The sequence below is a fragment of the Kribbella sp. NPDC050241 genome (assembly GCF_044459685.1).
GTDB lineage: Bacteria > Actinomycetota > Actinomycetes > Propionibacteriales > Kribbellaceae > Kribbella.
Window position 1 is genome coordinate 14333 of the sequence record NZ_JBITJE010000016.1, and the last position, 23452, is coordinate 37784.

Annotated in this window: 26 protein-coding genes; 14 read left to right on the plus strand and 12 right to left on the minus strand. The window is 68.7% G+C overall.

Annotated elements, in window-relative coordinates:
- From ACIBG5_RS40050 to ACIBG5_RS40060, 3 genes are read left to right on the plus strand one after another with little or no spacing between them, the layout of a single operon-like run.
- Positions 1 to 519, plus strand: a complete 519-nt coding sequence (locus ACIBG5_RS40050; protein WP_396397197.1) for a 3-hydroxyanthranilate 3,4-dioxygenase — start codon at positions 1 to 3, stop codon at positions 517 to 519.
- The gene (locus ACIBG5_RS40055) at positions 519 to 1529 is read left to right on the plus strand and encodes an amidohydrolase family protein (RefSeq protein WP_396397198.1); all 1011 of its coding nucleotides are present in this window, start codon (positions 519 to 521) and stop codon (positions 1527 to 1529) included. Before ACIBG5_RS40050 ends, ACIBG5_RS40055 begins: the two co-directional genes overlap by 1 nt.
- Positions 1529 to 2251, plus strand: a complete 723-nt coding sequence (locus tag ACIBG5_RS40060; RefSeq protein WP_396397199.1) for an alpha/beta hydrolase family protein — start codon at positions 1529 to 1531, stop codon at positions 2249 to 2251. Before ACIBG5_RS40055 ends, ACIBG5_RS40060 begins: the two co-directional genes overlap by 1 nt.
- A gap of 342 nt (positions 2252 to 2593) precedes the next feature.
- On the opposite strand, the gene ACIBG5_RS40065 is transcribed toward ACIBG5_RS40060, so the two are convergent.
- Entirely contained in the window at positions 2594 to 3271 is a 678-nt protein-coding gene (locus tag ACIBG5_RS40065; protein WP_396397200.1) for an O-methyltransferase, read from the minus strand.
- A 156-nt stretch (positions 3272 to 3427) separates the two neighbouring features.
- Positions 3428 to 4210, minus strand: a complete 783-nt coding sequence (locus tag ACIBG5_RS40070; protein ID WP_112244167.1) for a DeoR/GlpR family DNA-binding transcription regulator — start codon at positions 4208 to 4210, stop codon at positions 3428 to 3430.
- 101 nt (positions 4211 to 4311) lie between these two features.
- Between ACIBG5_RS40070 and ACIBG5_RS40075 the strand changes: the two genes are divergently transcribed.
- The gene (locus tag ACIBG5_RS40075) at positions 4312 to 5193 is read left to right on the plus strand and encodes an SIS domain-containing protein (protein ID WP_396397202.1); all 882 of its coding nucleotides are present in this window, start codon (positions 4312 to 4314) and stop codon (positions 5191 to 5193) included.
- Here ACIBG5_RS40075 and ACIBG5_RS40080 read toward each other — a convergent pair.
- On the minus strand, positions 5180 to 6355 hold the full coding sequence (locus ACIBG5_RS40080; RefSeq protein WP_396397204.1) for an MFS transporter: 1176 nt from the start codon (positions 6353 to 6355) through the stop codon (positions 5180 to 5182). The two genes, ACIBG5_RS40075 and ACIBG5_RS40080, sit on opposite strands and share 14 nt — an antisense overlap.
- 71 nt (positions 6356 to 6426) lie before the next feature.
- On the opposite strand from ACIBG5_RS40080, the gene ACIBG5_RS40085 reads away from it, so the two are divergent.
- The 7 genes from ACIBG5_RS40085 to ACIBG5_RS40115 all read left to right on the plus strand — a co-directional run bounded on the left by ACIBG5_RS40085 (position 6427) and on the right by ACIBG5_RS40115 (position 11675).
- Positions 6427 to 6972, plus strand: a complete 546-nt coding sequence (locus ACIBG5_RS40085) for a CGNR zinc finger domain-containing protein (protein ID WP_396397206.1) — start codon at positions 6427 to 6429, stop codon at positions 6970 to 6972.
- 35 nt (positions 6973 to 7007) lie between these two features.
- Positions 7008 to 7229: a biotin/lipoyl-binding carrier protein gene (locus ACIBG5_RS40090; RefSeq protein WP_131359088.1), complete on the plus strand. Its 222-nt coding sequence runs from the start codon at positions 7008 to 7010 to the stop codon at positions 7227 to 7229.
- A 150-nt stretch (positions 7230 to 7379) separates the two neighbouring features.
- Positions 7380 to 8048: an RNA polymerase sigma factor SigE gene (sigE, locus tag ACIBG5_RS40095; RefSeq protein ID WP_396397208.1), complete on the plus strand. Its 669-nt coding sequence runs from the start codon at positions 7380 to 7382 to the stop codon at positions 8046 to 8048.
- A complete protein-coding gene (locus ACIBG5_RS40100) occupies positions 8045 to 8653 on the plus strand; it encodes an anti-sigma factor family protein (protein ID WP_396397210.1) in 609 nt (202 codons plus the stop codon). The genes sigE and ACIBG5_RS40100 overlap by 4 nt, the downstream gene beginning before the upstream one ends.
- A gap of 3 nt (positions 8654 to 8656) precedes the next feature.
- Complete coding sequence (locus ACIBG5_RS40105) at positions 8657 to 9709, plus strand: transcriptional regulator (protein ID WP_396397212.1); 1053 nt, start codon at positions 8657 to 8659, stop codon at positions 9707 to 9709.
- Between the two features lie 76 nt (positions 9710 to 9785).
- The gene (locus tag ACIBG5_RS40110) at positions 9786 to 11255 is read left to right on the plus strand and encodes a trypsin-like peptidase domain-containing protein (RefSeq protein WP_396397213.1); all 1470 of its coding nucleotides are present in this window, start codon (positions 9786 to 9788) and stop codon (positions 11253 to 11255) included.
- Positions 11256 to 11327: 72 nt separating this feature from the next.
- Positions 11328 to 11675 carry a sec-independent translocase gene (locus tag ACIBG5_RS40115; RefSeq protein WP_396397215.1) on the plus strand — a complete coding sequence of 116 codons (348 nt, stop codon included), beginning with the start codon at positions 11328 to 11330 and terminating at the stop codon, positions 11673 to 11675.
- A gap of 3 nt (positions 11676 to 11678) precedes the next feature.
- Here ACIBG5_RS40115 and ACIBG5_RS40120 read toward each other — a convergent pair whose 3' ends face one another.
- The 7 genes from ACIBG5_RS40120 to ACIBG5_RS40150 form a co-directional block, all read right to left on the minus strand.
- Positions 11679 to 12758, minus strand: coding sequence for a GNAT family N-acetyltransferase (locus tag ACIBG5_RS40120; protein ID WP_396397217.1), 1080 nt, complete (start codon positions 12756 to 12758; stop codon positions 11679 to 11681).
- 40 nt (positions 12759 to 12798) lie between these two features.
- A complete protein-coding gene (locus ACIBG5_RS40125) occupies positions 12799 to 13944 on the minus strand; it encodes an Mrp/NBP35 family ATP-binding protein (protein ID WP_396397218.1) in 1146 nt (381 codons plus the stop codon).
- A 219-nt stretch (positions 13945 to 14163) separates the two neighbouring features.
- Positions 14164 to 14727, minus strand: coding sequence for a hypothetical protein (locus ACIBG5_RS40130; protein ID WP_396397220.1), 564 nt, complete (start codon positions 14725 to 14727; stop codon positions 14164 to 14166).
- Between the two features lie 3 nt (positions 14728 to 14730).
- Positions 14731 to 15630 (minus strand): zinc metalloprotease HtpX, encoded by a 900-nt coding sequence (htpX, locus tag ACIBG5_RS40135; protein WP_396397221.1) that lies wholly within the window; start codon positions 15628 to 15630, stop codon positions 14731 to 14733.
- A gap of 49 nt (positions 15631 to 15679) precedes the next feature.
- Positions 15680 to 16210: a DUF1003 domain-containing protein gene (locus ACIBG5_RS40140; protein ID WP_396397223.1), complete on the minus strand. Its 531-nt coding sequence runs from the start codon at positions 16208 to 16210 to the stop codon at positions 15680 to 15682.
- Positions 16200 to 17480, minus strand: coding sequence for a magnesium transporter MgtE N-terminal domain-containing protein (locus ACIBG5_RS40145; protein ID WP_396397225.1), 1281 nt, complete (start codon positions 17478 to 17480; stop codon positions 16200 to 16202). The genes ACIBG5_RS40140 and ACIBG5_RS40145 overlap by 11 nt, the downstream gene beginning before the upstream one ends.
- 30 nt (positions 17481 to 17510) lie before the next feature.
- A complete protein-coding gene (locus ACIBG5_RS40150) occupies positions 17511 to 18038 on the minus strand; it encodes a hypothetical protein (protein WP_396397226.1) in 528 nt (175 codons plus the stop codon).
- A gap of 150 nt (positions 18039 to 18188) precedes the next feature.
- On the opposite strand from ACIBG5_RS40150, the gene ACIBG5_RS40155 reads away from it, so the two are divergent.
- Entirely contained in the window at positions 18189 to 19154 is a 966-nt protein-coding gene (locus tag ACIBG5_RS40155; RefSeq protein WP_396397228.1) for an HpcH/HpaI aldolase/citrate lyase family protein, read from the plus strand.
- A gap of 8 nt (positions 19155 to 19162) precedes the next feature.
- On the opposite strand, the gene ACIBG5_RS40160 is transcribed toward ACIBG5_RS40155, so the two are convergent.
- Together ACIBG5_RS40160 and ACIBG5_RS40165 are read right to left on the minus strand one after the other, a co-directional pair.
- Positions 19163 to 19780 (minus strand): VOC family protein, encoded by a 618-nt coding sequence (locus tag ACIBG5_RS40160; protein WP_396397230.1) that lies wholly within the window; start codon positions 19778 to 19780, stop codon positions 19163 to 19165.
- A gap of 48 nt (positions 19781 to 19828) precedes the next feature.
- Positions 19829 to 20485 (minus strand): peptidylprolyl isomerase, encoded by a 657-nt coding sequence (locus ACIBG5_RS40165; protein WP_396397232.1) that lies wholly within the window; start codon positions 20483 to 20485, stop codon positions 19829 to 19831.
- 119 nt (positions 20486 to 20604) lie between these two features.
- Between ACIBG5_RS40165 and ACIBG5_RS40170 the strand changes: the two genes are divergently transcribed.
- Together ACIBG5_RS40170 and ACIBG5_RS40175 are read left to right on the plus strand one after the other, a co-directional pair.
- A complete protein-coding gene (locus ACIBG5_RS40170; RefSeq protein ID WP_396397234.1) occupies positions 20605 to 22083 on the plus strand; it encodes a serine/threonine-protein kinase in 1479 nt (492 codons plus the stop codon).
- 111 nt (positions 22084 to 22194) lie between these two features.
- Complete coding sequence (locus tag ACIBG5_RS40175) at positions 22195 to 23385, plus strand: acyl-CoA dehydrogenase family protein (protein ID WP_396397236.1); 1191 nt, start codon at positions 22195 to 22197, stop codon at positions 23383 to 23385.
- Positions 23386 to 23452 lie beyond the last annotated feature (67 nt).

The window sequence follows — 23452 nt, forward strand, 5'->3', positions numbered from 1 at the left end:
ATGGCGAATCTGGAGTCGACGAACTTCCCGCAGTGGATCGAGGAGAACAAGCATCTGCTGAAGCCGCCGGTCGGCAACAAGCAGATGTTCCCGACCGGGGACGACTTCATCACGATGGTGGTCGGCGGTCCGAACCAGCGCACCGATTTCCACGTGGACCCGTACGAGGAGTTCTTCTACCAGATCAAAGGCGAACTCCGGGTCGACGTCGTCACCGACGACGGCCCCGCCACCGTTGAGGTGAACGCGGGAGAGATGTGGGTGCTGCCGCGGAACATGCCGCATTCGCCGCAGCGCGGGCCGGACTCGATCGGACTGGTGATCGAGCGGGTCCGCGAGCCGGGCACGCTGGAGAAGTTCCGCTGGTACTGCGCCAACTGCAACGGGATCGTGCACGAGGTCGAGCTCCAGGTGACCGATATCGTGGCCGACCTGCCACCGGTGTTCAAGGCCTTCTACGACAGCGAGGACGCGCGCACCTGCCCGGACTGCGGCACGCTGCACCCGGGTAAGGCCTGATGGCTGTTGATGTCCACACGCACCTGGTGCCGAAGGGCTGGCCGGATCTCTCGGTAGCGTGCGGCGGCGACGGCTGGCCGTGGCTGCGGATCGACTCCGAGCGGGCCGCGATGATCATGGTCGGCTCGACGGAGTTCCGCCCGATCGGTCCCCAGGCGTGGGATCCCGCCGTACGCCGTACCGACATGGATGCCGACGGCATCGATCTGCAGGTGGTCTCGCCGACGCCGGTGTTCTTCGGCTATGACCGGCCTGCCGGCCAGGCCGTCAAGCTGGCCCGGATCTTCAACGACCTGACCCTCGAGACGCTCGCCGGGGACAGCCGCTTCGTCGCGTTCTGCCAGGTGCCGTTGCAGGATCCGGACGCCGCCTGCGCCGAGGTCGACCGGTGCCGGGCCGCCGGTCACGCCGGTGTCGAGATCGGCAACCATGTCGGCGACAAGGACCTCGACGACGCCGGGATCGTTGCCTTTCTCAAGCACTGCGCGGAGACCGGGATGCCGGTCCTGGTGCATCCGTGGGACATGCCGGCCGGTCCGCGGCTGGATCGCTGGATGGCCCGCTGGCTGACCGGGATGCCGGCCGAGACGCATCTGTCCGTCCTGGCGATGATCCTCGGCGGGGCCTTCGACGCGTTGCCGCCGTCGCTGCGGATCTGTTTCGCCCACGGCGGCGGGAGTTTCGCGTTCTGGCTGGGGCGGCTGGAGAACGCCTGGCACCGGCGCGGTGACATCGTGCGTGGTTGCTCCGAGCACCCACCCTCTCACTACCTGGATCGGTTCGTGGTCGACACGGTCGTGTTCGAATCAGCGCCTTTGCGGCTACTTGTCGATACCTTGGGAGATGATCGGGTACTGGTCGGCAGTGACTATCCGTATCCACTGGGCGAGCGGCCGGTCGGGGAGGTGGTACGGAAAGCCGGTTTCCTGTCCGCGGACCAGCGGCACAAGCTGCTGTCCACGAACGCTCTGCACTTTCTCGGGAGGTCAGAGCAGCCTCGGGAGGTCTGATGAGTGAAGACCGATCGGTTCTGACCCGCGCGGCCCGTGAGCCCGACGAGGAGCTCCGGTACGGCGACCACGCGGACCAGAAGATCGACTACTGGCATGCCAAGGAGTACCGGCCGCTGATCGTGTTCGTGCACGGTGGCTTCTGGCGGCCGGAGTACGACCGGAAACACGCCCGCCCCCTCGGTGAGGCCATCTCCGACCTCGGCTGGCCGGTGGTGTCCCTGGAGTACCGTCGCGAGCCCGGCGACCCCGACGCGAGTACGTCGGACGTCCGTGCGGCGATCGAGTCGCTGCCGGACCTGGTCGACGTCCACGCCGGCTACGTGCTGGTCGGCCACTCGGCAGGGGGACAGCTGGCGTTGTGGGCAGCCTCGACGCTGAACCCGGTCCGGCTCCGCGGTCTGGTCGCGCTGGCCCCGGTCGCGGACCTCGTGATGGCCGACCGGCTCGGCCTGGACAAGGGCGCCGTACAGGACTTCATCGGCGACGGCGTACGCAACGACCTCGACCCGGTGCACCTGCCCGCCGCGATCGCCCCGATCAGCATCATCCACGGCACGGTCGACAGCCACGTCCCGCTCTCCGTCACCGAGTCCTACTTCACCGCCCACCCCACCGCCCGCCTCAACCGCGTCGAAGGCGCCGGCCACTACGACCTGATAGACCCCCAAAGCCCCCACTGGCACGAACTGACCGCAGAACTAACCCGCCTGACGGGTTGAAGGCCCCAGCCGGCCTTTCTGACCGAGGCGGTGTACAGCTCGACAGGTAGTGCACCTGCGAGACACCGTACACAGGCCGCCATGTGCGCTCAGCTGCACTACCTGTCGGCGAGATACTTCCTGTCCAGCCGCACGTGGACAGCAGTTGGTTGCCGAGGGCACCGGTAGCGCGGTCTTTGCCGACTGGCGGGTTACAGTGCGCTATCGGCTGGATAACCTGCCAGCGGGTGCGCATCACTGCCGGTTTGCTGGCATGTCGGCGGAGGGGTACGCCGTCTGCGACCAGAGCAGCCTGTCGAGACGCAGCAGCCCAACGTTCGGCGGGTCAGCTCTGTGTGGCGCTCAGTTGAGGCGTTTGGCGGCGGTGAGGAGGCCTTCGGAGGTGGGGAGGAGGGCTGAGACCAGGTTGTCGTCGTCGCGGACTGCTCGGAGCAGGTCGCGGAGGGCGTTGGTGTCGGGGTCGCGGTGAGCGGGGTCGGCGACTCGGCCGCCGGTGAGGATGCCGGCGAAGACGACCAGGCCGCCGGGGCGGAGCAGGCGCAGTGCCTCGTGCAGGTACGCCGTGTTCTCGCGCCGGTCCGCATCGCAGAAGACCAGGTCGTAGTGCCCGTCGGTGAGCCGGGTGACCACGTCGAGCCCGGAACCCGCGATCAGGCGGAACCGGTTCGACGGGACGCCGGCGTCCAGGAACGTCTTGCGGGCGAGCCGCTGGTTCTCGGCGTCGATGTCGACCGTGGTGAGCGTGCCGTCCGCGCGCATCCCGCGCAGCAGGGCCAGCCCGGAGACGCCGGTGCCGGTGCCGATCTCGACCACGGCTTTGGCGCTCACGCCGGCCGCGAGCATGCTCAGTGCGGCCGATGCGCCGGGACCGATCGCGGCGATGCCGCTGTCCTCGGCACTCGCCCGCGCACCGGTGACGACTTCGTCCTCACCGGTGTAGTCCTCGGCGTATGCCCAGGACGTCGGGTCGATGCCGGTGGCGATGATGCCCTCCCAAGGTTCTGCCGCTGCGCTACTCATGCTGAGTCAGAAGCCTAGCGGCACGAGGGCCGCATTCCGTGTCTCCCGCGCTGGGACTGCGTACTCTTGCTCATAACTCTGCCACTTGAGTCAGATATGATCGACCTCGGCAGACCTGAGTCACCCACGGGAGGGAGGTACGGCGTGTTGAGGGTCCTAGGAGCGGATGACGTCGATGCCGGCTTCCTTGAACACGGCCAGCTGGCTCTCGTCGGCCTGCGCGTCGGTGACGAGGGTGTCGATCTCGCTCAGCTCGCAGATCCGCGCGAACGCGCGCTGGCCGAGCTTGGAGGAGTCGGCGACCACGACGACCTTGGCGGCCCGGCTGACGATCAGCTGGTTGATGTTCGCCTCGCCCTCGTGGTGGGCGGTGGCTCCGGTCTCGTCGATCCCGTCAACGCCGATGAAAGCGATGTCCAGGGACAGGTCGGCCAGGATCCGGTGCGACAGCGGCCCGATCATCTCGTACGACTGCGGCCGGGCCACGCCGCCGGTGAGCACCATCTTGACGTGCGGCCGGACGATCAGCTCGTTGGCGATGTTCAGCGCGTTGGTGACGAGGGTGAACGCGGGTTCGCCATGCTCGGCGGACAGCTCCGGCCGGGTCGCCAGCGTGCGGGCCACCTCGGAGATCGTGGTGCCGCCGTTCATCCCGATCACCATGCCGCGGCGGACCAAAGTGGCCGCGGCTTGCGCGATCCGCTGCTTCTCGGACGCGAAACGCGCAGTCTTGTAGCGCAGCGGCAGGTCGTACGACACCGCGTTGGCCACCGCGCCACCGCGGGTCCGGGTGAGGAGCTGCTGCTTGCCGAGGTGGTCCAAATCGCGCCTGATCGTGGCTGCCGAGACGTGCAACTGCTCGGCGAGCTCGTCGACGTCGATGGCGCCCTTCTCGGCGAGCGACTCGAGCAAGGTGTTGAGGCGTTCATAACGCTTCACCCGGGGCTCCTCCTTCACACAATCGGTCAGCCGGGTGGCGGCTGGTTGGCACCATTCGATCACGTTCGAGCAGTTTCGACCATGACATCTAGGGAGACATGATGACGTCGACGCCATGTGTGAGCACTGAGCTCGCCACTCAACCTGACCTCTGGCGGCAGGTTTCGACCGGTTTCGCGCAGTACGGCGGCGCGTTGCCGAAGGCCGGTCAGCGGGTCGCCGCGGTCGGCTGCGGCACGTCCTGGTTCATGGCGATGGCGTACGCCGCCCTGCGCGAGGACCTCGGCCAGGGGGAGACCGACGCGTTCGCCGGTTCGGAGTTCCCGGCCGGCCGGACGTACGACGCCGTGGTCGTGATCAGCCGGTCCGGTACGACGACCGAGGTGCTCGACCTGATCCGGGCGACGGACCTCCCCACGATCGCGATCACCGCCACTCCGGACTCGCCGATCGTCGAGCTGGCCGACCACATCATCATGCTGGACTTCGCCGACGAGCAGTCCGTCGTCCAGACCCGCTTCGCGACCACCACGCTGGCGCTGCTGCGGGCGTCACTGGGCCAGGACCTCGAGCAGGCGGCCGCGGACGCGGAGACGGCGCTGGCCGTGAACGTGGACGACTTGGCCAAGCTGGAGCAGCTCACGTACGTCGGCACCCGGTGGACTGTCGGCCTGGCGCACGAGGCGGCGCTGAAGCAGCGTGAGGCCGCGTCCGCGTGGACCGAGGCGTACCCGGCGATGGACTATCGGCACGGCCCGATCGCAATCGCGCAGCCGGGCCGCGGCGTCTGGATCTTCGGAGAGTCGCCGGCCGGTCTGCTCGATGACGTCACTGCCACCGGTGCGACCGTCGTACACCACGCGGACCTGGACCCGATGGCGTCGCTCGTCGTGGCGCAGCGCGTCGCAGTCGCCAAGGCACTGGCTCTGGGCCTCAACCCGGACCAGCCGCGCAGTCTGACCCGTTCCGTCATCCTCCACTGAGCACAGGCTCCCTGGTCTGGACGCCTGCCACGCGACCCAAGACCGCGGCGGCGACCAGTCCGATGGCTACGACGAGCAAGGCCTTGTGAGTGCCGATCGCCGGTACCAGGAGGCCGCCCGCAGCCTGCCCGAGCGCGGCAGTGCCCACGCGCAGGCTGGCTGCGGTCGTGCTGACCCTGCCCTGCAGTGACTGGGGGCTGTATTGCTGACGCGCCGCGAACATGGCCGGCATGGTCGGCCCTTGCAGCAGTCCGGCGACAGCCGCCAGCAGCAGGAGTACGCCGAAGGACCCGGCCAGCGGCCACGTCAGCATGGCCAGCCCGTACGCCGCAACGGACACCATCACGACGTACTCCGGACGCCAGCGCGTCTGGAGTCGGCCTAACGCCAGAGCAGTGGTGACGCTGCCGACCTCCAGTGCGGTCCACAGGTAGCCCGCAGCCGACGTCGGCATGCCGAGCGACTTCATGTGCAGGGGCAGTGTGATCAGCAGGATGCCCATCACACCCAGAAGCAACGTGGTCGTGACCGTGGACGCCCGCAGCCGCGGTGTGCGCGCCAGATGGGCGAGTCCGCCAATGACCGAGGCCATGAACGGCTCGCCACCGGTCACAGCCCGGGGGAGTGCGGGCAGTCGGGTGATGGCGACGATGCTCAGCGTCGCAGCCAGTGCGATGACCAGTACGGCGGTCTCCACCGAGAACACCGCCGAGATGGTCGCTGCGGTCGCCGGACCGGTGATCGTGGCCGCTCCGAAGCTCGCGGCCTCCAACGAGTTGGCGCGAGCCAACCGCTCCTGCGGGACGAGGCTCGGCAGCATGCTCGTGAACCCACCACTCACCATCGGCAGCGTCGCCCCGGCGACAGCCGCCAGCACCGGAGTGACCCAGTGCGCACTGTGGCCGACCACGCCGAGAAGGCTCAGCATCACCACACCGAGCACCGCCTGGTTGAGCGCCAGTGCGGAGCGACGGTACGGCGTCCGGTCGAGCCAGGCACCGAGCAGCGGGCCGGTGACAACGGCCGGCAAGGCGTAGGCGGCCCCGGTGAGACCTGCGAGCGCTGGACTGTCGGTGCGCTCCAGCACGAGCAGCACCAGCGTGAACGCGACCATCTCGTCAGCGAGCCTGGCGAGGGTCGCGGCGACGTAGTAGCTGGGCACGCCGACCTCCTGTAACGAGATATCTGCTGTTACGCGTTACGCTAGCAAATACGTTACGAGAGGGAGAAGTGGTGGAGATTCAGACGCCGGACCGGCTGATCCGGCTCGCGGTCGATCTGGTCAACACGCGCACCCGCGACCCGGAGCGGCTCAATGAGCCTGACGATGTCCGCACCTTCCTGCTGGAGCATGGTGAGTCGGACCCGATCACGCTGGACGACGGTGATCTGGCGGCGGTCCGGGCTGTCCGCGAGCGGATCCGGCCGGTGTTCCACGCCGACCCGGCCGAGGCGGCCCGAGTCCTCAACGACTTGCTCGCGGAGTACGCCGTACGCCCGTATCTGTCCGACCATGACGGGTCGCCGTGGCACCTGCATGTGGCCAAACCCGAGGCGACGTGGGGCGAGTGGCTCGCCGCCTCGACCGCCCTGGGGCTGGCCGGGTTCGCGGCCGGGCACGGGTTCGCCGCGATCGACGCGTGCGCGGCTCCGGACTGCGAGCGTGTCTTCGTGAACCCGGCCGAGCGCAGACCGCGCCGGTTCTGCTCGCCGACCTGCTCCAGCCGCACCCGCGTCGCGTCGTACCGGGCCCGCCAGGCCGCAGTCGGGGAGGCCTAGGATCGAGGCAGAGATCCGGACCGGAGGAGTGCGAATTGAGTCATACCGTGGTGGCGGAACTGGTGGCCAATGTGCTGAAAGTCACCGCCCGGGCCGGGGACACGGTGGGGCCGGAGGACACCCTCGTCATCCTGGAGTCGATGAAGATGGAGATCCCGGTGCTGGCCGAGGTGGCCGGGACCATTGTCGAGCTGAAGGTCGCCGAGGGCGAAGTCGTCCGCGACGGGGACCCGATCGCTGTGATCGAGGAGAACTGATTCAACCGAAATGGCCGCTGATACGTCTTGTTTGGTGAGGGCACCGGCCGGGAACTTCCGGCCGGGGCACCGCGTTGAGCCGTCGTACGAGCAACTCAGGGTCCAACCCGGGTGTTCCCCACGTGCGCAGAGGACGGTGAACGCGGCACCATGGCCTTCACGCTTATTGCCGAGAGGACCCTGGGAGGCGTTGCGGTGAAGCCGGCTGACACCTCTGTGGTGCCTGTCCCGGAGGCGGTTGCGGACGCGCTGCCGTCGTGGGACGAGATCGTCCGTGCGCATTCGGCCCGGGTCTACCGGCTGGCGTACCGGCTGACCGGCAACAAGCACGACGCCGAGGACCTGACCCAGGAGGTCTTCGTCCGGGTCTTCCGCTCGCTGTCGTCGTACACGCCGGGCACCTTCGAGGGCTGGCTGTACCGGATCACCACGAACCTGTTCCTGGACGGCGCCCGCCGCAAGCAGCGGATCCGCTTCGACGGCCTGCCGGAGGATGCGCACGACCGGCTCCCGGCCAAGGGCGAGGGCCCGGCCGAGAAGCTCGACTCGGACCTGTTCGACCACGACGTGCAGGACGCACTGGACGCGCTGCCGGAGGACTTCCGCGCGGCCGTGGTGCTGTGCGACATCGAGGGCATGACGTACGACGAGATCGCCGACGTGCTGGATGTGAAGCTCGGGACGGTCCGCAGCCGGATCCACCGGGGACGCTCGATGCTGCGCAAGCACCTGGAGCACCGCGCCCCGCGCTCTGGTCAGTCCCGGATCGGTGGTCCGCCCGCAGACGCCCCGTTCAGCACCGGAGGTGAGCACCGGTGACGCTGCAGCACCCGATGGACAAGCTGACTGCCGTCGTCGACGGTGAACTCGACCACGACTCCCGTGACAAGGTGCTGAGCCACCTGGTCAGCTGTGACACCTGCCGTGCGGAGGTGGACGCGCAGCGCCGGCTCAAGGCCCGGATGGCGGCTCAGGAGTTGCCGGAGCCGTCCACCGACCTGATGCAGCGCTTGATGGGCGTCTCGTCGTTCTCGATGGAGCCGCGCGAGGAGGTCCGCCCGGTCCTCACACCGGCCGTGTCGCTCTTCCCGCAGCGGTCCGCGTTCCCGGCGGGTCGCGGTGGATCCACCGGCCCCGCGCCTCGGACCACTCGCTCCCGGCGGCGTACCGGCGTACTGACTGCTGCGAGCTCTGCCGCCGCAGTGGCCTCACTACTCGGTACGGCGTTCGTCGTCGGAGACCCGGCCCGGTCGGAGCAGCCACCCGCGCTGCAGCCGCCGGTCGCGAGCTTCTCCGCCGACCACGCCAGCACGACTAGCGAAGCGCCGTTCGCGGACCCGGTCGCGCTGCTGAACTCCTACAACGGGGCTGGGTACGCGGGGCTGAGCCCGACGCTGCAGCCGGTGGCCCTGGCAGGACGTTGACCTGTGAGCCTCTCCCGGCTCGCCGTACTGGTCAGCACCGCACTGATCGGCTTCGGCCTGCCCATGCCCGCTGCTGCGGTGACTGTCGCGTCCCGTGAGGACTCACCGACGGCCGTCAGCTGGCTCGAGCGTGCCGCCGCGGCGCCGAACCGGGTCTCGTTCCACGGCACCCAGATCATCACCTCGTGGGGACCGCAGGGCGCCAGCTCCGCGATGCTCGACATCGTGCACGCGGCCTCACAGGGCTCCGAGATCACTGTGGTCGGCTCCGAGGCGTCTCCCGGCGCCAAGGCCTTCGTCCAGCGCACCACGAACGCCGGTGCGGTCGACGGTGGACCGCTGGCGTTGCTGGAGGCGACGTACGCGCTCGTCTACAAGTGCTGCACAGCCACGATCGGCCGGGCAGCTGTCCTGGTCGAGGCACTGCGGGATGACGAAACTCTCGCTGCGCGGTTCTGGATCGACAAGGCGACCGGACTGCTGCTGCAGCGACAGCTGTTCAGCGTGGACGGGAAGACGATGGTCCGGGCCACGGTGTTCACCGAGCTGGAGATCGAGGACTCGGAGTTCCTCGGGCACCTGCCGCCGATGGCGCCCGGCGGAGTCGAGTCGATGGGCCTGGGAACGGTCGACAACCTGCGCTCCGAAGGCTGGGTCTGCGCGCCCGAGCTCCCCGCGTCGCTCAAGCTGTACGACGTCCACCAGGACACCGGCAACGGGTCGCTGCAGTTCTCGTACTCCGACGGGCTGTTCAACATCTCGCTCTTCGAGCAACGCGGCGCGCTCGACCCGGCGGCTGTGGCCGGTTTCGGCGCCACTGACACCCCCGGCGTCTACCAGCGCTACGGGATGCCGTCGTACGTCGTCTGGTCCTCCGGCGGGATCGTCTACACGCTGATCGGCGACCTGCCGCCGGACATGCTCGGCCAGGTGGTCCGGGCCTTCCCGCACGACGTCCCGGTGAAGCTGACCGCGATCCAGCGGATGGGTGCCGGGCTGGCGAAAATCGCTACCTGGCTAACTCCGATGGGTGCCCTTTCGCCGAAGCTGGGATAATCGAATCTGGAGGGGTCTTCCGGCAACCCCGGGAGAGGGCCTCCGACCGACGACCACGACACGTGAGGCGGCCACCGTGACCAGCGACGACGCCGAACCGACAGTTCCGACCCCCCGCGATCCAGCGACGCCGGAACCCACCCGGATCATGCCGACGGCCGCGCCTGCTTCGGCAGAGCCGACCGCCGACGGTCCGCCGTTGTCGGCGCTGGTGCCGCCTGCGGCCGGGCCGGGCAGCATGCCGTTGCCGCCTCCCGGGAGCGATGCGTCGTACCGGCAGAACGGTGGTCGTTCGGTGACACAACGCAGCTTCGGGCAGCCCGCCGCTGACGAGCCCAACTTCAGGCCGGTGTACCAGGGGCAGGCCTGGCCGACCCAGCGGCCGGCGTACCAGCCGACGTACACGCCGCCCCCGCCGATCGACTGGCATCAGCAGCAGGCCCGCGCGTACACCCCGGCGCCGCCGCCCAAGACCAACCGGGTCGTCGCGATCGCCGCGGCCGTCGCCCTGGTCATCGGCGTGATCGCAGGCGCCGGCGCTGCCGTCACCGTCGTCGCCCTTGATGCGAACACCAGTCCGGTCGCCGAGCAGCCCACACCGCCGGTCGGCACCGGCGCGGACCCGAAGATCCGCAGCGGATCGGTTTCCGCCGTCGCCTCGACGCTGCTGCCGAGCGTCGTGCAGTTGCGGGTCGAGGGTGCGGACGACTCGAACGCGACCGGCTCCGGCTTCGTGATCGACAACGTCGGCCACATCCTGACCAACAACCATGTCGTCGCCGCGGCGGCCAACGGCGGCTCGATCCAGGTCGTCGCCGAGAACGGGAAGCCTGCGACCGCGCGGCTGGTCGGCCGCTCCCCGGCGTACGACCTCGCCATCGTCCAAGTGGCCGGTCTGAAGGCGCCATCGGTGCAGTTCGGCCGCTCCGACCTGGCCATCGTCGGTCAGGATGTGGTCGCGATCGGCTCGCCGCTCGGGCTGGCCGGCACGGTCACCTCGGGCATCATCTCGGCCAAGAACCGCCCGGTCACCACCTCCGGGGAGGCCGCCGACCCGGAGTCGTACATCAACGCGCTGCAGACCGACGCGGCGATCAACCCGGGCAACTCCGGCGGCCCGCTGGTCGACATGAACGCGCGGGTGATCGGCGTGAACTCCGCGATCGCCACCGTGCGCGGCACGCAGGAGGGCCAGAGCGGCAACATCGGGCTCGGGTTCGCGATCCCGATCGACCAGGCCCGGCGGACCGCTCAGCAGTTGATCGCCAACGGCAGGGCGTCGTACCCGGTGATCGGCGCGCAGGTGGACATGCAGTTCGAGGGTGGCGCGCGGGTGAGCCTGGTCAACCCGGGGTCTCCGGCCGCGCGGGCGGGATTACGCGTCGGTGACGTGATCACCTCGATCAACAACCAGGTCGTCGACACCGCCGAAGCACTGATTGTCGCGATTCGCACCCACCAGCCCGGTGAGAGCGTGAAGCTGGCGTACGAGCGCAGTGGGCGGGAGCGGCAGGCAACGGTCGCGTTGGCCGGCCAGATCGGCTGACCCGGCAGGCGGTGTCACCGTACGGCGGCTACCCTGGACGCCGTCGGAAACGACGTACAGAGAGGTGGGGACATGTTCGGCATCGGGCCACTCGAGCTGGTGGTGATCGCGATCGTCGCCGTGCTCGTCTTCGGCCCGGATCGGCTGCCGGAGTTCGCCCGCACCGCGGGCCGGTTGCTGCGTCAGGTCCGCCAGATGGTCAACAACGCCCAGAACGATCTGCGCAACGAGCTCGGCCCGGAGTTCGCCGACCTCGAGCTCCAGGATCTGAACCCGAAGAACTTCGTCCGCAAGCACCTGCTCGAAGGCTCCGACGACCTCGACGACGAGAAGCCGACCAGCACTCCGGACTTCATGGAGTCCACTCCTGACCGTCTCCCGGCCGGTCAGAAGGCCCCCTTCGACCCCGAGTCGACCTGACCTTCACCCGGCCAGATCACCGGCCATCAGGTCGTAGCTGACCAGGTCGTCCTGGCGGGTCGCGACGCGGAAGCCTTCGCGTTCGGTGCCGGCGTGGCGGAAACCGGCTGACTCGGCGACCCGGCGGGCGGGAGTGTTGGTGGCGGCGGTCCGGATCAGCAGGCGGTGACCGTTCTGGCCGTCGGGGGAGAAGAACCAACCGGCGACGCAATGAATCGCCTCTGCCGTCAAGCCGCGGCCCTGGGCGTCGGCGTGCGCCCAGAAGCCCAGCTCGCCGGCGCCGTCGTCGTTGAGATTGAAGAGCGTGAGGTTGCCGAGCCCCAGGTCGGTCCCGGCATCGGCGAGGCACCAGTTGTAGCGGTGACCGGAGGCGGCTTGTTCGTCGAGGCTCTTGAGCCAGTAGCGCGCGTCCTCGGCGGTGAAGGGCTGAGGGATGAACGGGAGGAAGTGGGCCGTGGCCTCATTTGTCCGGGCCGCGGTGATGCGGGGGATCTCGTCCTCGCGCCAGGCACGCAGGCGTAGCCGCGGAGTCTCGAGCACCGGGGCGACGTACCAGGGCCGACGGGGTGTGCGAGGGTCCATCGGGCCGATCCAGCCGGTCCAGGCGTCGATGGGTCGGCCGCCTTCCTTCGCCAGGCCGGGGATGGTGTCACCGAGCCGGAAACCGGTGGCCCACGCGACCCGGCGGGACGGCCAGTTGCCGACCCGCGCCCACCAGTGGACGACGCGGAACCCGCACGTGCCGAAGCCGAACTCCAGCAGGAGCCGTACGGCGCGACTCGCCACCCCGGCGCCACGCGCCCACTCGGACAGCCCGTAGGTCACCCGGGCGTTGCCGTCCGCATCCGGCTTCAGCGAGGCAGTACCGGCGTACCGGCCCCGAAACTCGACGACGAACGCGAGCCGCCAGCCGGCCGCCCAGGCCTCGGTGATGCCGAAGGTGATCCACCGCCGTGCGTCCTCGTCGTCGCGGGCGGGGTCCTCGCGATTGCGGTCGATCTGGCCTTGTACGTCGTCCGGCCGCGGGGCGCGCAGGGTCACTACACCGTCGGTCAGAACCGGATGCTTCTCAGGAATCGGCACCCGGCCAAGTCAACACCAGGGTGGCGTCAGCTTCGGGTGGTCAGCGGCCCGCGGGGGACAGGCCGAGTTGCCGGCCGGCCAGGCCTCGGGGTCGGCCGCCCAGGGTGGCCGCGATCTGCGTGAGGACCTGCGCTGCGGGAGTTTCCGGGTCGGTGACGGCCAAGGGGTTGCCCAGGTCGCCGCCGCTGCGGAGGCGCTCGTCCAGGGGGATCTCACCGAGGAGCGGGATCTTGTAGCCCAGGCGTGCGGACAGGGTCTCTGCGACTCGCGTCCCGCCGCCGGAGCCGAAGATCTCGATCCGATGCTCGGGGCCGCAGTGCGGGCAGGGCAGGAAGGACATGTTCTCGACCACGCCCGCGACCCGCTGGTGCACCATCTGCGCCATCGTGCCGGCCCGCTCGGCCACCTCGGCGGCGGCTTCCTGCGGGGTCGTCACCACGATGACCTCGGCGCTGGTCAGCCGCTGGCCGACCGAGATCGCGATGTCACCGGTACCGGGCGGCAGGTCGAGCAGCAGGACGTCGAGATCGCCCCAGTACACGTCGGCCAGCATCTGCACCAGCGCGCGGTCCAGGATCGGGCCGCGCCAGGCGACCACCTGGTCGCGCTTCGGCTTCAGCATGCCGATCGAGATCACCTTCACGCCGTGCGCGGGCACCGGCATGATCATGTCGTCCACGGCCGTCGGCCGCTGGTCCGCGACGCCGAGCATCGCCGGTACCGAGTGCCCGTAGATGTCCGCGTCCAGTACGCCGACCTGCAGCCCCTGCAGCGCCATCGCGGCCGCGAGGTTGACCGTCACCGAGGACTTGCCCACACCGCCCTTGCCGGACGCGATCGCGAACACCTTGGTCAGCGAGTCCGGCCGGGAGAAGGGAATCTCCTTCTCCGCCACGCCACCGCGCAGTTGGGTCTGCAAGGCCGCCCGCTGCTCGGCCGACATCACGCCCAGGTCCACCTCGACCCCGGTCACGCCGTCGAGTTTGCTGACCGCGGCGGTCGTGTCGCGGCGCAGTGTGTCCTTCATCGGACAGCCTGCGACGGTCAGCAGAATCCGGACCGTGACGACGCCGTCGTCCCGGACGACGACCGACTCGACCATGCCCAGGTCCGTGATCGGCTTTTTGATCTCCGGATCCAGTACACCACCGAGCGCCGTGGTCACTTGATCAGCAGTGGGAGCCATACCCCCAGGCTACGTGCTCACCCGAGCCGCCCCGACCACGGTCCATGTGACGTAGGTCCGCCAAGGCAACCCTTACCTCCACCGCCACCTTGAGCACCGCTCGTAGTGCAGGCACGACTTTGTGCACCGGTCAGCCACGAAATCGGCTCGGCGATGGGCGATGGGTGCTCAAAGTCGCTGGGACGGCGATGGTTGAAGTCGCGGGATATGCGAGGTGGGTCAGAGGCCGGGGGCGCCGTAGATGGGGAACCAGCGCGAGAGGTCTTGCTCGAAGCGGAGGTCGGTGCCGATGACCGACTTGATCTGGAGTTCGGTGGCGTTGTCGCGGCGGTCCTGCCCAGCGGGAACGAACGGGTACCAGGTACCGCGTTTGTAGAGGTAGACGAGCCCCAGCGACTTGCTGCCGTTGGTGAAGGCGACGAGCGTGCACAGCAGCGCCGATCCGAAGCCCGCGTCGACCAGTGAGGTGTTCACCGCGTGCAGGTCGGTGACCAGGCCCTCGACATCGTCCGGAGTGGTCTGCCGGACCAGCCAGGTGAAGCCGTACGAGTCGGTGTGGCTGGTGAACTTCCCGTTGTCGAGCGCGAGCAGGTTGTCCACCTCCTCGCGCAGGGTCGAGAATCCACCGCCCTCGGCCGCCTTGAAACAGACCGATCCACTTCCGGTCGGCCGGTAACCGGCCGCTGTGTCGAGCGTGATCGCGGCCGACGGAAGCGAGAACAGCTGGTCGAGGTTCGGCGGGACGGCTTTGCTCCGGCCGAGCAGGATGTCGAGAAGGCCCATGACCTAAGCTTGCTCGCCCAGCTCGCGCGACAGCACACCGAGGCGGTCGAGGCGTGTCTCCAGCGGCGGGTGAGTGGACAGCAGCGAGGACAGGCTCTTCCCCTGGCCCGAGATCGCCGGGGCGAAGAAGAACGCGTTGAACGCCTCCGCCTGGCGCAGATCGCGCGACGGTATCCGGGCGATGTCCCCACTGATCTTGGTCAGCGCCGAGGCCAGTGCCGATGGTCTGCCGGTCAGCATGGCGCCGGCCCGGTCCGCGGCGAGCTCGCGGTAGCGCGACAGCGCCCGCGTCAGCAGGAACGAGATCGCGTAGACGACGACGGACACCAGGACCACGGTCAGCACGATCACCGCCGCGTTCTGATCGCGGTTGCGGCTCAGTCCGCCGTACAGGCCGAAGCGCGTGATGAGGCCGGCGAGTACGCCGAGGAACGACGCGATGGTCATCACCGCGACGTCACGATGGGCGACGTGGGACAGCTCATGCGAGAGGACGCCCTCGAGCTCGTCCGCGTCCAGCCGGCGCATGATCCCGGTGGTCACGCAGACGACCGCGTTCTTCGGGTTGCGCCCGGTCGCGAAGGCGTTCGGCAGGTCGACGTCGGCGACGGCGACCCTCGGCTTCGGCATGTCGGCCAGGGCACACAGCCGGTCGATCGCGCCGTGCAGTTGCGGCGCCTCCTCCGGGCTGACGATCCGCCCGCGCATCGCGTACAACGCGATCCGGTCCGAGAACCAGTACTGCACGAACAACGCCCCGGCCGCGATCACGACGGCCAGTACGGCGCTCCCGGTCAGCGCGATCAGCAGCGCGACGAAGGCGACGTACAGCAGACCGAGCAGGAAACTGGTCATCACCATCCGGCGGCTGAGGCCGCGATCAGGCGCGAATCGAGTCTTCATTCCACGTCCTTCCTCACCTGATAGCGAGAGTATCTCGGCTCCAAAGAGGTCAGACGCGGTCGTCCTCGCGGCTCTTCAGGTCCAGATCCGCGAGCAGCGTGCGCAGTTCGGAGCGGAGGAAGTCGCGGGTCGCGACCTCGCCGACGGCCATCCGCAGCGAGGCGATCTCGCGGGCCAGGAACTCCATGTCCGCACGGGTCCGGGCGTCCACGTCACGGTCGCGTTCGTACTGCACGCGGTCGCGCGCCTCCTGCCGGTTCTGCGCCAGCAGGATGAGCGGAGCGGCGTACGACGCCTGCAGGCTGAGTGCCAGCGTCAGGAAGATGAACGGGTACTGGTCGAACCGCAGGCTCTGCGGCGCGAAGATGTTCCAGGCGACCCAGAACAGGATCGTCGCGGTCATGTAGACGAGGAACCGCCCGGTGCCGAGGAAGCGGGCGATCCGCTCCGACAGCCGCCCGAACGCGTCGGCGTCGTACGACGGCCGCGGCACGAACGTCCGCCGCCAGTCCCGTGGTACGTCGAGCCGCGCCGTACTGCGCAGGCGGCGGTCGTCGGTGCTGCGGTCGTCACGAGGCATCGTGGTCCACCTCCTGCGAGTCGTTGTCGCCGGGCTGATCGGATTCACGCCAGTCGTCGGGGAGCAGGTGGTCGAGCACGTCGTCGACCGTGACCGCACCGAGCAGCCGGCCTTCGTCGTCGAGCACCGGTGCCGCGACGAGGTTGTAGGTCGCGAGGTACTTGCTGACCGTGGTCAGGCTGTCGTCCGGCCGCAGCCCGTCCAGATCGGTGTCCACTACTACGGACACCAGCTCGGATGGTCGTTCGCGGAGCAGCCGCTGGATGTGGCCGATGCCGATGAACCGACCGGTCGGAGTCTCCAGCGGCGGCCGGCAGACATAGATCATCGCGGCCAATGCGGGACTCAGATCGGCGTTGCGGACCTGGGCCAGGGCGTCCGCGACGGTCGCATCCGCCGGCAGGATCACCGGCTCGGACGTCATCAGTCCACCGGCGGTGCGCTCCTCGTAGGTGAGCAGACGGCGTACGTCCTCGGCCTCGTCCGGCTCCATCAGCGTGAGCAGCGCCTCGGCGGTCTCGGTGGGCAGCTCGGCGATCAGGTCGGCCGCGTCGTCCGGCGACATCTCCTCGAGCACGTCCGCGGCGCGCTCGGTGTCCAGGCCCGCCAGGATCTCCACCTGGTCGTCCTCGGGCAGCTCCTCCAGTACGTCGGCCAGCCGCTCGTCTTCCAGCGCGGACGCGATCTCCTTGCGTCGCTTGGGCGACAGATCATGCAGTACAGCGGCCAGGTCGGCGGCCTTCATCGACTCGAACGCGGCCAGGATGTGGGTCGCGCCCTGACCTTCCTCGACCTGGGCGAAGCCACTCACGTCGGCCCAGTCGAACACGTGCGACTGCCCGCGCCGCCGGAACCGCTTGCCGCCCTCGCGCACCGCCACCTTCGACAGCACCCAGTCCCGGGTCCGCCACTGCTCCATGGCCATGTCGAACACCACTGCGGTCGCGCCGGTCTCGAGGACGGTGACAGTGCGGTCCAGCATCTCGCCGAGCACCAGCACCTCGGTCGGCCGCTGCTCGAACCGGCGCATGTTCACCAGTCCGGTGGTGGTGACGTGTCCGACGTCGACGTTGGTCACCCGGGTCATCGGCAGGAAGATGCGGCGCCGGGTGAATACCTCCACCACCAGACCGAGCACCCGCGGCGGTTGCGTACCCTGCCGCATCATCGCCACGACGTCGCGGACCTTGCCGACCTGATCCCCGTTCGGGTCGTACACGGGGAGACCGGCCAGCCGAGCCACGTACACGCGCGACGGTGAGCCACTCATGATCGAAGGCTAACCCGCCGGAGTGGAGTCTCAGCTCAGGCGCGGGCGGCGCGGGATGCGGCGGTGCAAGGTGACCGGTGGCTTGCCTCGGGTGGTCGCCTTGGTGCCGATCGGTGCTTCGGCCCGCGGAGTGGCGTCGTACCGCCCGGCGGCCTCGGTGATTTCACCGGTGGGCTCGAGCACGAGGAGGTCCGCTTCGGTCTTCCAGCGCTCGAGTTGCGTGTCCAGTCCGGCCGCGTTGAGCCGCTCGGTGCGCAGTACCTGGGCTGCCGTCGTCCACTCGTCGCTGCCTGGCTCCAGCCGTCGGACCGTCGCCTTCCAACTCGCCAGCCGGTTGGTGGCGGGCTTGGCCGGTACGACGACGTCCGCCGAGCCGGCCGTGGCCAGTCCGGGCAGCGGCTGCTCCGCGCTCTCGGCCGCATCCGCCAGTACGACGTACTGGCCGTCGACTGTGGCGAACCAGGCCGGCGCGGGGCGTCCGCCGTTCCAGGACAGCCAGACGAGGCCGGCCTTCTTCATGACACCGGCGATCTCGGCGGCAGCGTCCTCGATGGTCACGGACCAAGGTTGTCACACCGGCGCGTCCTTCGGGGCACGGTGAAACCGGACACACTCCACGGCGAAGTGAGCCCGATCACCGGACCTCGCCGAGGGTTCGCCGTACGCTGCCCGTGACCGGCGGGTAACCCGAGTTGGAGGACGACGGCGATGGCTGATCAGACAACTACCTTGCGCAGCAGGCGGTCCTGCCTGGCCACGCCGGGGTCGAACCCGCGGTTCCTGGCCAAGGCGAAGGGGCTGGACGCCGACCAGGTCTTCCTCGACCTCGAGGACTCGGTCGCGCCGATCGCCAAGGTGGACGCGCGCAAGAACATCGTCGCCGCGCTGAACGAAGGCGGCTGGGGGACGAAGATCCGCGTCGTCCGGGTGAACGACTGGACCACCGAATGGACGTACGCCGACGTGATCGAGGTCGTCGCCGGCGCCGGCGCGAACCTCGACTGCATCATGCTGCCGAAGGTGCAGACCGCCGAGCAGGTGGTCGCGCTCGACCTGCTGCTCACCCAACTCGAGAAGGTGCACGGCTACGAGCCCGGCCGGATCGGCATCGAGGCGCAGATCGAGAACGCACTCGGCCTCACCAACGTGAACGCGATCGCCACCGCGTCACCCCGCGTCGAGACGATCATCTTCGGCCCGGCCGACTTCATGGCGTCGATCAACATGAAGTCGCTGGTGGTGGGCGAGCAGCCGCCCGGGTACGACGTCGGGGACGCGTACCACTACATCCTCATGCAGATCCTGATGGCCGCGCGGGCTCACGGGAAGCAGGCGATCGACGGTCCGTACCTGCAGATCAAGGACGTGGACGGCTTCCGCCGCGTCGCCGGCCGGTCCGCCGCGCTGGGCTTCGACGGCAAGTGGGTGCTGCACCCGGATCAGATCGCCGCGGCGAATGAGGTGTACTCGCCGCGGCAGGAGGACTACGACCACGCCGAGAACATCCTCGACGCCTACGACCACTACACCTCCGCGGCCGGCGGCGCCCGTGGAGCAGTCATGCTCGGCGACGAAATGATCGACGAGGCGTCCCGCAAGATGGCGCTGGTGGTCTCGGCCAAAGGTCGCGCCGCCGGGATGACCCGCACCGACATCTGGCAACCAGAGGAGTAGTTCCCGACTCAGCCCCCGACCTGGGCCATGATTGCCAGGAGGTGGCCGTCTGGGTCCGGGAAGAAGGCCATCCACTCCTCGGTGCCGTTGTCGTGTTTGTGGATCAAGTGGGGCGCGGTCTCGAACTCGACGCCGCGCGCCAGCAGGTCGTCGTACGCGGACTGGATGTTGTCGACGCGGAAGTACAGCACCGACGGCTCACCCACCGGCCCGTCGTTCGCGCTGAGGAACAACCGGGTTCCGCCGCAGTCGAAGAACGCCAGATCTCCGAACGTGTAGAGATGCGGCAACCCCAGAGTCCCGCCGTAGAAGTCGACCGCGGTCTGGATATTGCTGACCGGTCGTGCGATCTGTCCGATCGTGCCCAACTGCAGAACCATGTCCGAGCCTCCTTGTCCACGCAGAGCGCTGTCGGCGGGCACGCCGCGCCAGGTGCGAAGCTCGGCCCGGCGTTCCAGGCCGAGCTTCAGCAAGGCATTTGCGACGTGGAACTTCACCGCGTCGAGGCTCACCCCGCGGCGCCGGGCGATCTCCCGGTTCGACATGCCGTGCCGGACCGCGTGCACCACCTGCCACTCCGCCGGCGTCAGTACGTCGGGATGCCTCGGTCGTCCGCGAGTACCCACGAGCTCAAGGTAGCCCTGCAGGCTGTGGAATTACCCTCCCCCGAAAGGTCAGTGGGACCAGACCTTGTAGATGCGGATCGGCTTGACCGGCGGGCCGTCCTGGTCGGGGTCGGCGATGCCGGCGGCGACCATCCGGTCGAACGTGGACATGCCCGCGATCACGTGGCCGAGGACGGTGTAGTTCGGGTCGATGTTGGCGAACGAGTGGACCACGAAGAACTCACTGCCGTTCGTCCCGGGACCCTGGTTGCCGTAGGCAACGGTACCGCGTGGGTACGTCTCCTGCCCGGTGACCTCGTCGGGGAACTTGTACCCGGGGCCACCCTCCTCCTGCCGGTAGATGTCCCCGCACTGCAGGACCCCGAGCCGGGCCGAGTTGGTCAGCCGGAAGCACTGGGTGAAGTCGTAGAACCGGCTCTTCACCAGATGCACGAAGTTGTGCACCCCGCACGGCGCGTTGGCCCGGTCCATCCGTACGACGAACGGTCCGTAGTTCGTCACGAAGAACACGTCGACCGTGCCCTTGGCCTTCGCGGTGGCCGACGGAATCCGCACCGGTTTCGCCTCCGGATTCTCCGGCGTCGGCGTGAACTCACACTTCACCACCGGCTTCGGCCGGTGCGCCGGCGCAGCCGACGCGGTCGTGGTGGTCAGCGTCGCGGCAACCAGAGTGGCCGCGATCAGGGCGGTGATTGATCGCTTCATTCGCTCACGGTAGTACGTTCATCGCTCTGTGCAGAGGTTCTTCAAGCTTTTCGCCGTGGACTCGATCTCGTCGCCTTGGCCGCCTAAGGTGTTGCGGTCCGCTGCGGAAGGTGTTGTGTGTGAACGGCGAGGTACTCGCAGGGCGTTACCGGTTGCTCACTCTGCTGGGCACGGGTGGCGCGGGTGAGGTGTGGAAGGCCGAGGACACCGTCCTGGCCCGCCAGGTGGCCGTCAAGCTGCTCCGCCGGCTCGAGGGCGACCCGATGGACGCGGCCGAGCGGTTCCGGGCGGAGGCGCAGGCGGCCGCGCGGCTGACCCATCCGAACGTCGTCGCGACGTACGACGTCGGCACAGAGGGCGAACATGTGTTCCTGGTGATGGAACTCGTTTCCGGCCCGGATCTGGCCCAACTGATGCGTACGGCGGGCCTGCCGAGCGGGGAGCTGGTCGCCGACATCGCGACCCAGGGTGCACGCGGTCTGGATGCGGCCCACGCCGCCGGGATCGTGCACCGCGACGTGAAGCCGGCCAACCTGATGCTGGCCGCGGACGGCACGCTCAAGATCACCGACTTCGGCATCGCCAAGCACGCGGGCAACGAGACGACCGGTCTGGGTGTCCTGCTCGGTACGGCGTCGTACGTGTCGCCGGAGCAGGTCCGCGGCAAGTCGGCCACCCCGGCCAGCGACTGGTACTCCTTCGGCTGCGTCCTCTACGAGCTCCTCAGCGGTACGCCGCCCTTCACCGGCCAGACGGTGGACGTGGTCATGCGCCAGCACCTCGAGACGCCGCCGCCGCCCATCGTGCGGACCGACGTACCGGTCGAGCTTGCCAGCCTCGTCACGCACCTGCTGGCCAAGGACCCCGCTGACCGACCGTCGTCGGCTGCTCAGGTCGCTGCCCTTCTGACGCCATCTCCATTGCACAACGCGACGCAGGTGCTGTCCCTCCCCGCACCGGCGACCGACGAGCCAGATGAGCACACAGACGCGGCCGAGGATGTGGTCGGCGTTGGCCACTGGGAGGACGAGTCCGCTGAAACGGGCACTCACCGGGCACCTCGCAAGGCGTTCCCACTCGCGAAGGTGGGTGTGGCAGCCGCGGTGGTGCTGGCTGCGATCACTGGTGGGCTGATGCTCCGCGAGAGCGTGACGAACGAGCCGCCGGCGCAGGCGGGTGGGACACCGTCCGCACCGGTGCAGAAGGTCTCGGTCGCACCCAAGACCACGTCGAAGCCGACTCCGACGCCGACTCCGACGCCGTCGAAGACGCCGAAGCCGACTCCGAAAGAGACGCAGAACCCGCAGGCGGCGCTGGTACAGAGCTTGCGGACCCTGGCCGCGCAGGTACGCGCCACCCAGGAAGGGAGCCGGAGCAAGGCTCCGCGGGAGGCGGCGCGCGACCTGGACCGGGCCGCGGAAGCGCTGGATCACGGCGACACGGAGTCCGCCGCGCAGCACTTCTACGACGCCAGGAAGCGGCTGTTCGAGGCGCAGCAGCAACACCGCTGGCGGGCGACTCCCCAGATCGCGGGGTTGTTCGCCACGATTAGCCGGGCGCTGCCCAACCCCAATTCGGACGGTTCACGCGACGAGTGAGCCACGCGACGGTGAGCGCGTGGCCGGTGTCACAGCGGGTGTCGTCCTCGTGCCGGGATGCTGGGACCCGCGATACTCGCGGGTAGGCGATCTCGACCGAAGGAGCCGACGATGAGCAGGTTGCAGCAGACCGACGGGCTGACCGACATCCAGGAGGAGATCCTCAAGACGGTCCGCGCGTTCGTCGAGTCGGAGATCCTCCCGGTCGCGACCGAACTGGAGCACCGCGACGAGTACCCGGCCGAGATCGTCGAGGGCCTCAAGGAGCTCGGCCTGTTCGGCCTGATGATCCCGGAGGAGTACGGCGGCCTCGGCGAATCGCTGCTCACCTACGCACTGTGTGTCGAGGAGATCGCCCGCGGCTGGATGAGCGTGTCCGGCATCATCAACACCCACTTCATCGTGGCCTACATGCTGCTCCAGCACGGCACCGACGAGCAGAAGCGGAAGTACCTGCCGCGGATGGCGACCGGCGAGGTCCGTGGCGCGTTCTCGATGTCCGAGCCGGGCTGCGGTTCCGACGTCGCCGCGATCAAGACCAAGGCGGTCAAGGACGGCGACGCCTACACGATCAACGGCCAGAAGATGTGGCTGACGAACGGCGGGTCCAGCAACCTGGTCGCCGTACTCGTGAAGACCGACGAAGGTCAGGACTCGGTCTACAAGAACATGACCACGTTCCTGGTCGAGAAGGAGCCCGGGTTCGGCGAGGTGGACAAGGGCCTCAGCGTGCCGGGCAAGATCGAGAAGATGGGCTACAAGGGCGTCGACACGACCGAGCTGATCTTCGACGGCTACCGGATCGACGCGGGCCAGATCCTCGGCGGCGTACCGGGCAAGGGTTTCTACCAGATGATGGACGGCGTCGAGGTCGGCCGGGTGAACGTCGCCGCCCGCGGCTGTGGCGTGGCGCGACGGGCGTTCGAGCTCGGCATCTCCTACGCGCAGCAGCGGGAGACGTTCGGCAAGAAGATCGCCGAGCATCAGGCGGTGCTGTTCCGGCTGGCCGACATGGCGGTCAAGGTCGAGGCCGCGCACGAGCTGATGGTGAAGGCGGCGCGGAAGAAGGACAGTGGTTCGCGCAACGACTTCGAGGCCGGAGTAGCGAAGTACCTGGCGAGCGAGTACTGCTCACAGGTGGTGGAGGACTCGTTCCGCATCCACGGCGGCTACGGCTTCTCCAAGGAGTACGAGATCGAGCGCCTCTACCGCGAGGCTCCGATGCTCCTGATCGGCGAGGGTACGGCGGACATCCAGCGGATGATCATCGGTCGCCGGTTGCTGGAGGACTACAAGCTCTGACCGGACAGGCCGGCACGCTGGGCCGACAGGCGGGGCGGTGCCGGTCGGCGTCCAGCGTGCCGCGGAG